Source organism: Bradyrhizobium sp. P5_C11_2, from assembly GCF_054049755.1.
Genome location: NZ_JBFULT010000232.1, coordinates 1 through 11064, shown reverse-complemented (window position 1 = coordinate 11064; position 11064 = coordinate 1). Strand labels below are relative to the sequence as shown.

General features: G+C 64.4%; 8 protein-coding genes. 2 read left to right on the top strand and 6 right to left on the bottom strand.

What is annotated here, in order from left to right:
• The coding region (locus ACXJL8_RS21320) for a M10 family metallopeptidase C-terminal domain-containing protein (RefSeq protein WP_456685521.1) at positions 1-1862 on the bottom strand (1862 nt) is incomplete at its 3' end.
• Positions 1863-2062: 200 nt separating this feature from the next.
• Between ACXJL8_RS21320 and ACXJL8_RS21315 the strand changes: the two genes are divergently transcribed.
• Complete coding sequence (locus ACXJL8_RS21315) at positions 2063-2365, top strand: hypothetical protein (RefSeq protein ID WP_456622693.1); 303 nt, start codon at positions 2063-2065, stop codon at positions 2363-2365.
• 143 nt (positions 2366-2508) lie between these two features.
• Positions 2509-3702 carry a CaiB/BaiF CoA transferase family protein gene (locus ACXJL8_RS21310; protein ID WP_456622692.1) on the top strand — a complete coding sequence of 398 codons (1194 nt, stop codon included), beginning with the start codon at positions 2509-2511 and terminating at the stop codon, positions 3700-3702.
• A 99-nt stretch (positions 3703-3801) separates the two neighbouring features.
• Here ACXJL8_RS21310 and ACXJL8_RS21305 read toward each other — a convergent pair whose 3' ends face one another.
• From ACXJL8_RS21305 to ACXJL8_RS21285, 5 genes are all read right to left on the bottom strand, one after another.
• Positions 3802-4683 carry an outer membrane protein gene (locus ACXJL8_RS21305; protein ID WP_456622691.1) on the bottom strand — a complete coding sequence of 294 codons (882 nt, stop codon included), beginning with the start codon at positions 4681-4683 and terminating at the stop codon, positions 3802-3804.
• A 159-nt stretch (positions 4684-4842) separates the two neighbouring features.
• A complete protein-coding gene (locus ACXJL8_RS21300) occupies positions 4843-6360 on the bottom strand; it encodes a tripartite tricarboxylate transporter permease (RefSeq protein ID WP_456622690.1) in 1518 nt (505 codons plus the stop codon).
• Between the two features lie 10 nt (positions 6361-6370).
• On the bottom strand, positions 6371-6913 hold the full coding sequence (locus ACXJL8_RS21295; protein WP_456622689.1) for a tripartite tricarboxylate transporter TctB family protein: 543 nt from the start codon (positions 6911-6913) through the stop codon (positions 6371-6373).
• 164 nt (positions 6914-7077) lie between these two features.
• Entirely contained in the window at positions 7078-8052 is a 975-nt protein-coding gene (locus ACXJL8_RS21290) for a tripartite tricarboxylate transporter substrate binding protein (protein WP_456622688.1), read from the bottom strand.
• 200 nt (positions 8053-8252) lie between these two features.
• On the bottom strand, positions 8253-11064 hold a 2812-nt coding region (locus tag ACXJL8_RS21285; RefSeq protein WP_456685520.1), incomplete at its 5' end, for a beta strand repeat-containing protein.

Here is an 11064-nt window from a genome sequence, read left to right as displayed (position 1 = left end):
ATCGAGAAATGTCCGTCCGGTGCGTACTTCCAGGCGACATCATAGCCGCCGCCCGACACCTGCTCGGCGCCAACCACAGACCATGATCCCCAATTGGCGGCGATCACCGGACTGCCCAGATACTTCAGCACGGGCCCGGTGCCCGTGCTGATGCTGTTCAGGTGATAATTGCCACCGGACAGCACCAGGCTGGTCGATCCGGCCGACTCGATCGTGACGTCGCTGGTCACAGCGACCGGAAGACCGATCGTGCCGTCGCCGTTGAGATCCTGATGGAATGTCGTCTCCAGCGCCYTCAGCGACGSGTCGGTGGCTGACACCTCCGGCGCAGCGGCGAGCGTGGCCACAAAGTTGCCGTTGCTGTCCGTGCTCCAGATCGAGAAATGTCCGTCCGGTGCGTACTTCCAGGCGACATCATAGCCGCCGCCCGACACCTGCTCGGCGCCAACCACAGACCATGATCCCCAATTGGCGGCGATCACCGGACTGCCCGCATACTTCAGCACGGGCCCGGTGCCCGTGCTGATGCTGTTGAGGTGGTAATTGCCACCAGACAGGACCAGGCTGGTCGATCCGAACGTCTCGATCGTGCTCGGCAGGAAGCTGGAGCCCGCGGCCGTGCCATCGGCAAACCGAAAATACTCGACGCCGGTGACGGTATCGGTGCCGTCAGGTGAGCCGCTGCGCTGGTCGATCAGCGTGAAGGTCTGCGTCGAGGCGTTGTAGGAGATCGCGTAGCTGCCCTGGCCGCCCGAATACACCGCGGTGTCGGTGCCCGAGCCGCCGATGATGGTGTCGTTGCCGCCGCCGCCGGTGATCGTGTCATTGCCGGTGCCGCCGTTCAGCGTGTTGGCGATGGCATTGCCGATAATCGTATCGTTGCCGCTGCCGCCGATGGCGTTGTCGATGTAGGAGCGCGCGTCATTGTTGTAGAGATAGGCGTTGTAGACGTTGCCCGACGCGTAATGGCTGCTTCCGAGATTGGCCAGTTGAACCGACGAGAACACCGACGACGCGCCGGGATTGAGGTTGATGCTCAGGTTCGTCGTGTAGTTCGACAGGTCGTAGGTATCGACGCCGCCGCCGTCCCAGATCGTCTCGAAGATGCGGTTGGCCGAGCCGCCGGCACCGCCATTGTCGGCCGGCTGGCCGACGCCGTTGATGAACTCCTGCCCGGTGGTCGGGCTCCAGGTATAGACGGTGGTCCCGCTCTGGGTCGTGAAGTTCGCGCCGTACATCGTCTGCAGCGCGAGGATATCGTTGGCCATGTAGGTTTGCGGATAACCGTAGGCCTCGTTGGTGTAGCCGGTCAGCGGACCGCCGACATAGCTGCGATAGCTCATGACGGTGTATTCGCTGTCGTCATGCGCGCTCGGCACCGCGACGTTGGCGACGCCGCCGGTTTCCTGGCTGTGCTTGAGACCGAGGGCGTGTCCGAGCTCGTGCAGCGCGGTCGTGAAATAGTAATTGCCGAGCGCGGCCAGCGAATAGTTGTAGGCGGTTCCGAACCAGACGTCGCCGCCGGACGCGTAGTTGCCGGGGTAATAGGCGTAGGAGGTCGGATTGGCCGCCGGCGACTGCGCGACCATGATGTCGGCGCCGTTCGTCCCGGCGTATTGGATGTCGGCGTTGGTGTAGCCGAGGATCAGTCCGATCGAGTAATTGATCGCCGCCTGCATCTGGCTTGGCGCCGAGGCAAAACCCGGCGTCGTCGGCTCACCGTCGCCGCCGCTGTAGGGATTGGCGTAGTCACTGGGCGAGTCCGGAAAGCTGTAAGTGATCGTGCCGGACCATTTGACGCCCGAGAGCATGCCGTCGATATCTGCGTTGTTGGTCCTACTGACCGTGACGGCGGTAGCCAAGGCAATCTCCGAAGCAGCAAGCCCCGTTCGATTCGGGGCGCGGAGAGCAGACTCTAGCTTGAGAGCTAAACGTTTGGTTTAATTTTGGCGACCCGGCCCGGACTCCTTCCGTAAGGCCGTGTTAGCCATCAAATTCGTAGTCGTACGGGCCAGGACGGGGATACCGGTTCCGGCCACCCGCGCGATTTGCAAGGGAAACCATGAAACTGGGTCCACTCTCGGCCGGCCTGCTCGGCGCCCTGGTGGCGCTCGCCGGGCCGGATCATCGCCCTTTCGGAGGACTGCCTGTCATGGTCGGGAAGGCCAACGCGGACGACAACGGCAACGCGGTACGCGCGCCCACGGTTCCACCCGCCCGCGATCCTTCGGCGGCGGTCGCCGAGGAATACGAGGCCGCCCGTCAGCAGGGCACGCGGGAGGCATTCGAGCTCTTCATCGCGCGCCACGGCGACGATCCCCTGGCCGAGAAGGCGCGTGCCGAACTGAAGCGCCTGTCGCGCTGATCGGTCACGCATCGCAGCAAGCCGCAGGCCAGACCCCGTCAGGCACTGCATTTTGACAGGCGGCATCCGCGTCGGCTCAGTCTTGCCGCGTGATGTTTCGGCTCTATGGTGGGCACGTCATCTGTCCCCGGAGCCCTTCAAAGATGCCCTTTCCGCATGCCTCGGAAGCCCTGTCGCGCTTCACCGTGCTCGATCTGACCCGGGTCCGCTCCGGGCCCACCTGCGTGCGGCAGCTCGCGGACTGGGGCGCCAATGTCATCAAGATCGACGCGCTGACCGAGGACACCGGCGGCGAGCAGCCGGGGGGCCCGCGGCAGGGGTCCGATTTCCAGAATTTGCATCGCAACAAGCGGGCCATGACGCTCAACCTGAAAGACGAGCGCGGGCTTGCCGTGTTCAAGCGCCTCGCCGCCAAGGCCGACGTGGTGGTCGAGAATTTCCGGCCCGACGTGAAGAAGAAGCTCGGCATCGACTATGAGAGCCTGCGCGAGATCAACCCGCGCATCGTCTATGGCAGCATCTCCGGTTTCGGCCAGGACGGGCCCTATCATAAGCGGCCGGGCTTCGATCAGATCGCGCAGGGGATGGGCGGGCTGATGTCGATCACCGGCGCGCCGGGCGAAGGCCCGATGCGGGTCGGCATTCCGGTCGCCGACCTCACGGCGGGCCTGTTCTGCGCCATGGGCATCCTCACCGCGCTCCTGGAGCGCGAGGTCTCGGGCAAAGGCCAGTGGGTGCAGACCTCGCTGCTGCAGGCGCAGATCTTCATGCTCGACTTCCAGGCCGCGCGCTGGCTGATGGAGAAGGAGGTCGCCAGGCAGGCCGGCAACAACCACCCGACCAGCATTCCGACCGGCGTGTTCAAGACCTCGGACGGCTACATCAACATCGCCACCACCGGCGGACGGATCTGGGAGCGTTGCGCGCAGGCGATCGGCGCGCCGGAGCTCTACAGCCATCCCGACTACGCGACGGCGCCTAGCCGCTCCAAGAACCGCGACGCGCTCAACGCCGAGATCGAGCAGCGCACGGTGACGAAATCAACCGAGACCTGGGTCAGGGAGTTCAACGAGGCCGGCGTGCCCTGCGGACCGATCTACGCTATCGACCAGATGTTCGAGGACGCGCAGGTCAGGCATCTCGGCATCGCGCAGGACGTGCCGAACGACGAGGACCGCCACATCCGCCTCGTCGGCCAGCCCGTCACGCTGTCGCGCACGCCGAGCAAGATGGTGGCGCGGCCGCCGGAATTCGGCGAGCAGACGGATGAGGTGCTCAAAGAGTTCGGCTTCGGCGCGGACGAGATCGCCAGGCTCAGAGACGCGAAGGTGGTTTGAGGCCCTTGGGCCCCGTCACGATGTCCGCCGCAAACGACAAAGCCCGGCGTGAGCCGGGCTTTGCTTCTTGTTGGACGCCTCTGTTGATTTCAGTCGTGCTCAGTACTTCGCGACAACCGGGCCAGCGAACTGATAGTTGATGCCAGCGCGCAGGATGTGATCGGTGAAGCGCGACGACACGTTGGCGCTGATCGGCAAAGCGGGCGACAAGGTGAACGGGCCGGTCGAGAAGCTGCCGAGATCCATGTAGAGGTATTCGAGCTTGGCGCTCCAGTTCTGGGTGATCTTGCCTTCGATACCCACGCCGGCGGTCCAGCCGACGCGCGTCGTGGAGCTTGAGCCGACCGACGCAATCGGACCGAAGGGCGCGACAAGGCTGAAGCTGGACATGGTGCCCGTGGTCTTGATCTCACCGAAGGCCACGCCGCCGGTGCCGTAGAACAGCACCTTCGGGGTCGCCAGGATGCCGACGCGACCGCGAACCGTGCCGAACCACTGGAGCTTCTGGTCGACCGTCAAGGTCGTGCCGGCCGCGCCGCCGGGCGGAAGGAATGTGAAGACGGGAAGACAGGGTCCGGGGATCGGCGGAACGGCAGAACCCAAGCAGCTATAGCCGGCGCTGCCCTTCTCACCCGACCATTGAATGTCGCCTTCGACGCCGAGCACCCAGTTGGCGCGCTGCCAATTGTAGCCGGCCTGAGCGCCGGCGATGCCGCCGTTCATGTCGAACGACGCATTGGTGATGGAGCCGGCGGGCGGCGCGATCGCGGCGCCGGTTGCCGAGTTGAAATAGGAGACGTCGGTACGCGACCGGCCCCAGCTGTAGCCGCCGTTGGCGCCGACGTAGAAGCCGGTCCAGCTCCAGACCGGATCGACCATGACCGGCGCCTTGACGTAGGGCTTGGCCCCGAGATCGGCCGCCAGCGCGCCCGTCGCGAACAGCGACATCGCCGCTGCCATTCCAATCACGATCCGCTTCATGGAGATTCCCCCTCCGCACAATTTCGTGATCAAACATACGCCGGGGGGCGCCCATGGGCTGTGCCGGGCCAGCAACAACCAGAAACAATCCGGGCGAGTGACGCCCGGACTACAGCGACATCACCCCCTTATGTGGTTGAAATCAGTTATCATTCGGACTTATCGCGATGTCGCTTTAGACCCTTGCGACCATCCGACGCGGCCAAGCAAACCGTCGATCACTGGCCAGAACAGCAACACGATCGCCAAGGTTGTAATCGAGCCAACCAGGCCGTTCGACCAGAACACCTTGAGGTCACCGCCGGAGCCGATCATCGACAGGCGGAAGGCATCTTCAGCGCGGTTGCCCAGCACCAGCGCCAGCGTGAACGGCGCCAGCGGAATGCCGATCTTCTTGAAGACGTAGCCGACGACGCCGAAGCCGAGCATCAGCCAGATGTCGAACATCGCGTTCTGGATCGCATAGGCGCCGATCGCGCAGGACACCACGATCATCGGCGCCACCGCGGCAAACGGCACGCGCAGGATCGAGGCGAAGATCGGCACCGTCGTCAGCACCAGCACGAGGCCGACGACGTTGCCGAGATACATCGAGGCGATCAGGCCCCAGACGAAATCCTTGTGCTCGACGAACAGCAGCGGTCCCGGATTGAGCCCCCACACCATCAAGCCGCCGAGCAGGATCGCGGCGGTGCCGGAGCCGGGAATGCCGAGCGCCAGCATCGGCAGCAGCGCCGCGGTGCCGGAGGCATGCGCCGCCGTTTCCGGCGCGAACACGCCCTCGATGCGGCCCTTGCCAAAACTCTCGGGATCCTTGGAAAAGCGCTTGGCGAGATTGTAGCCCATGAAGGAGGCCGCGATCGCCCCGCCCGGGGTGATGCCGAGCCAGCAGCCGATGAAGGAAGAGCGCAGCAGCGTCACCCAGTATTTCGGCAGGTCCTTCCAGACGCTGAGCACGACGCGCAGCGAGATGCTTGCCGCATGGCCGCGCAGCGCCAGCCGCTCCTCCATCGTCAGCAGGATCTCGCTGATGCCGAACAGGCCGATGACGGCGACCAGGAAGTTGATGCCGCGGAGCAGCTCGGACGAGCCGAATGTCATGCGCAGATTGCCCGACACAGTATCCATGCCGATGCCCGCGAGCAGCAGCCCCAGCGACATCGAGATCACCGTCTTGTGCTTGGCCTCGCGGCCGAGGCCGACGAACGAGCAGAAGGTCAACAGATACACCGCGAAGAACTCGGGCGGGCCGAACTTCAGCGCAAAGGACGAGATCATCGGCGCCAGGAAGGTGATCAGGAGCACCGCGACCAGCGAGCCGATGAAGGAGGACGTGAACGCCGCGGTCAGCGCCTCCGCCGCCCTGCCCTGCTGCGCCATCGGATAGCCGTCGAAAGTGGTCGCGACCGACCAGGCTTCGCCGGGAATGTTGAACAGGATCGAGGTGATGGCGCCGCCGAACAGCGCGCCCCAGTAGATGCAGGACAGCATCACGATCGCCGAGGTCGGATCCATCGTGAAGGTGAGCGGCAAGAGAATCGCCACGCCGTTGGGGCCGCCGAGGCCGGGGAGCACACCGACGAAGATGCCGAGCACCAGCCCGACCATCATCAGCACCAGCGTCTTCCACGTGAGCAGGACGGCGAAGCCGTGAACCAGGAGACCGAACGCTTCCATCGCAACCGCCCTAGTAGCCGAAGGCCGCTTCGAGCGGTCCCTTCGGCATGATGACGTCGAAGGCGATGTCGAAAGTGACGAACATGATCGCCGTGAACAGGAAGGCGGTGAGCAGCGACTTCCACAGCGCGATCCGGCCGACCAGCCACATGAAGCCGGCGATCAGGAGGAAGCTCGCGACATAGAGGCCGAGGAACTGCATCACCAGGCAGAACAGCAGCGTCGGCGCGAACACCGCCATCACGCGGCGAGCTTGCGCGCGGGTCACGAAGGTTTCGGATGCAGCACGGCGCGCAACGAGCGCCGCGATCAGGCCGTAGAGGCTACCGCCGCCGAGGATGACGGAGAGGTAGAACGGGAAATAGCCGGGCTCCGGCCCGGTCGAATCCCAGGAGGCGCCGGTGCGCCAATTGTCGTAGCCGAGCGCGACGGCCAGCGCGAGCAGCAGCAGAGAGACGACGATTTCGACCGTGCCGGAGCTGACGACGGAAGGCGAGTCGTCTTCAGGCGCGGTCGGATCGTCGACGACGATTTCAAGATCGGTTTGGGACATTTTCTGTTGGGGACGGAGTGCGGGCAATTCTCCCTCTCCCCGCCTGCGGGGAGAGGGTTGGGGTGAGGGGGAGTCTCCGCAGGGACGGTGAGCATTGGACTCGCGGAGAGAGCCCCTCACCCCAACCCTCTCCCCGTAAGAACGGGGCGAGGGAGTAGAGCATCTTACTTCGCGACGAATCCCGCTTCCGTCATCAGCGACTTGTTGAGCGCATCGTCCTCCTCGAGGAATTGCACCATGTCCTTGCCGGTGAGGAAGATCGGCTTCAGCGCCTGCTTTTCCATGTAGTCCTTGTATTCCGTGGTCTGCGTCACCTTGTGGAACAGATCGACATAGAACGCCTGCTGCTCAGCCGTGACCTTGCCGGGCAGAAACATCGCGCGCAACATCAGATACTGCACGTCGACGCCCTCTTCCTTGCAGGTCGGGATGTCGGCCCAGGATTGCGTGTCCGTCACCTTGCTGGTGTAGGAGATGCGCTCCTTGTCGAACACGCAGAGCGGACGCACCTGGCCGGCGCGCCAGACCTCGAGGTTTTCGCTCGGGTTGTTGACGTTGGATTCGGTGTGGTTGCCGACCAGCTGGGTCGCGGCCTCGCCGCCGGACTTGTAGGGCAGGTAGGAGAATTTCGCGCCGGTCTTCTGCTCCAGGAACACGGTCAGGACGTGATCCTCCCGCTTGGAGCCGGTGCCACCCATCTTGAACGGCGCGCTCGCGGCCTTCGCGGCCTCGACGAATTCCTTCACCGTCTTGGGACCTGCGCTGTTGTCCCACAGCACGAACTGGTCGAGCGCGACCACCGAGACCGGGGTCAGCTCACGCCAGTTGAACGGGATCTTCGCCGACAGCGGCAGCATGTAGATCAGCGAATAGGCGATCAGCACCTTGTTCGGATCGCCGTCGCTGGATTTCATGTACATCAACGCTTCCGCGCCCGAAGCGCCGCCCTTGAGCGAGACCACGATCGGCTGCTTCATCAGATTGTTCTTCTGGATCGCCGCCTGCATCATCCGCGCCATCTGGTCGGAGGCGCCACCCGCGCCCGCCGCCACCACGATCTCGACGGGTTTTGTCGGCTCCCAGCCGGCAAAAGCCGGTGCAGCCCAAAGCGCGGCTCCCAGCGTGATCGCGGCCTTCATTCCATGTCCCACGCGCGTCTTCCCTATGTTCTTGTTCGGATTGGAATTCAGAGGTGAATTCAACTGCCCATTGTGCTGGCGAATTCGACCGAGTTCAAGCCGCCCGGCGTCATCCCCCTTATGACTTTGGAATGAGACTGGCGCGACAAAAAAAGCGAGCCCCTTTCGGGGCCCGCGTCTCAGGCTTCGGTCGCGACCGCCTATACGACCAGTATGTCGTGCTGGTTGAGCAGCACGCCGCTCTGGACGCTGACGACGGCGACCGCAGAGCCCTGGGTCCCGTCGGCGCTGTAGTACAGCGTCTGGTTGCCGGTATCGAAATGGAACTGGGAGAATCCAGAGAACGCGTCGTCGCCGGATGTCTCGAACGTCACGTCCATCCCCGCCGCCAGGCCGYCGCCGAAGCTGCTCGCCGAGATCGCGATACGGTCGTGCTCGGTGGTGTTGTTGAAATCCATGATCTGGCCGGGTGCGGTCGGTGGCTGAAGGAACGCGAAGGTGTCGTTGCCGCCGCCGCCGGTCATGACATGGCCGGCCGCCGTCCCGATCAGGATATCGTTGCCGCCGCCGCCGTTCAGGGCCTCGGTCCCGTTGGTGGCGATGAGGATATCGTCGCCGCCGGTCCCGTTCAGCACCGCCGCGCTGGCGACGTTGTTGATGACGGTGGCGGTCGCGGTCGTGGCGGACGTCGTCGTCCCGTCGGATGCCGTGTAGTTGAACGAGCCGCCGAGCGTCGCATCGTCACCGAAGAACGCATCGCCGAAGAACTTGACGGCGCTGCCGCCAGAGCTCGTCGTGATATTGCCGAACGAGAGATGGTCGATGGTGTCGGGGTCGGTATCGTTCAGAGCCAGCGCCCAGCCGGGAATCTCGACCGTCGCGCTGGCGCCGACATCGGTGATCACGGTTTCGCTCACCGCGGTCGGGGCATCGTTGGTACCGTTGATGGTGACGGTGACGTCCTGCGTGGTCGACCCGCCATTGTTGTCGGCAATCGTCACCAGATAGTCCTGGGTCAGCACCTGCCCCTGCGCCAGGAACTGGATATCGGCATTGTTCACGGTGTAGTGCCAGACGAGCGACCCGGTGCCGCCGGCCTCGCTGATCGGATCGAGCGTGAACGTGCCGACATAACCGCTGCCGTTCGCCACAAAGCTTGCGCTGTGCGTATCTCCCGTCTCGGCGTCGGAAAACAGCAGCGAGCCCGCGGTGGCTTCGGTGGCGGGTCCCGTCGCCGGGCTAACATTGACGGAGTCGAGGATCATGCCGGTGGCATCGTCCTCGTAGGAAAACTGCAGCAGCGTCGACGGCAGCGAGGCGTCGCCGATGAGATCGAAGGAATAGTGGTTGACGCCGGCCGGCACGTTGCCGAGCGACAGGATCGTCGCGCCGTCCCACGAGACCGAGAACGGCGTGTTGACGCCCTCGGGATCGCCGATGACGTCGAAGCTGATGAAATAGTGCTGGCCGGGCGTGGTCGAGACGTTCTGCGACAGCGATTCCGGACCGGTCGTCGGCAGGAGCTCGACCGAATAATGGCCGAAGCTGCCGCCGAGCTCGAGCTGCGCGACGTGGATGTGGCCGCCGCTCACCGTCCAATTGGCGAAATTTCCGGTCTCGAAATCGCCGTTGAGGATCACCGGCGGGCCGGCGTCCTCGGTGACCGATCCGGACAGATTGGCCACGGTGACCAACGGATTGTCGTTGGCGCCGTCGATGTTGAAGGTCAGCGTGGTCGAGGCCTGATGGCCCTGGCCGTCATCGACCGTGAAGGTGAACTGATCGGTGACGCTATCGCCTGCGAGCAGTGCGTCGACCGATGAATCGGCGACATAGCCGTAGGAGCCGTCGGCGTTGAGCACCAGCGTTCCATGCGCGCCGGCCACCGAATGGCCGACATTGGCGGCGCTGCCGTTGACCTCGCTGACGGTCCGCGGCGTGCTCAGGTCGACCGGCTGGATGACGTCGAAGATGGCGCCGGTTGCGATTCCCGTGCCGGCATCGGGGCCCGCCGTATCGGACGCAGCAATGCTCACCGGCGTCACCACCAGCGGATCGGCCGCACCGTTGATGGTGACGGTGACGGTCTGGGTCGAGCTGGTGTAGCCGTCCGCGACGATGATGTCATATTGCACCGTCAGCGTCTCGCCGACGCTCAGGAAGTCGAGATCGGCATCGGCAATGCTGAAGCCCCAGTCGATGCCGCCATGGCCGGTGCCGGTCGAGTCATGCAGCACGGTGAAGACCGCCGACTGGAGGTCCACCAGGGTCTGACCCGGGATGGCGAAGGTGTTGGCCGACCACACCGCCGAATCCAGCACCACGCTGACCGAATGCGTGTCCGACAGATCGACATCGTCGAAGCTCAGCGTTCCCGTCGGCACCGGGCTTGTGGTATCGGGCGACTGCGATCCGGTTACGCCGGCCTGCTCCGACAGCGAGGCCGATCCCGGTCCACTGGTCATCGCGACCGCGTCGTTGGCGCCGGTGATGACGACCGAGACCGTCTGCGTCGAATTGGTCGAGCCGTCGGCGACCTTGATATTGTAGTTCACCGTCAGCGTCTCATTGGCGGCAAGATAATCGAGGTCCTGGTCGGCAATGGCAAAATTCCAGTCGATGCTGCCAGTGCCGGTGCCCGTGGAATCGTGCAGCGTGGTCGTCAGCGCGGCGGCAAGATCGGCCTGCGTCGCTGCCGGCGGCGTCGCCCCGGAGGTCGAACCGAGCGTGACTGTCACCGTATGCATGTCGCTGGTGTCCTGGTCGGTGAAAGCGAGCGTGCCCGCCGGGATCGYCGGCGTCGTGTCCGGCACTGATGAGCCCGTGGTGGCATCCAGCTCGGTCACGGTGGACGATTCCGGACCGCTGGTGATGACGACGGGATGGTTGACGCCGAGAATCGTGATGGTGACGTCCTGGGTGGTGGAGCCGCCGTGACCGTCGTCGACCGCGACGCGATAGACGAGCTTCAGCGTCTCGCCGCCGTTGAGGAAATTGGTCGAAGAATTGGCC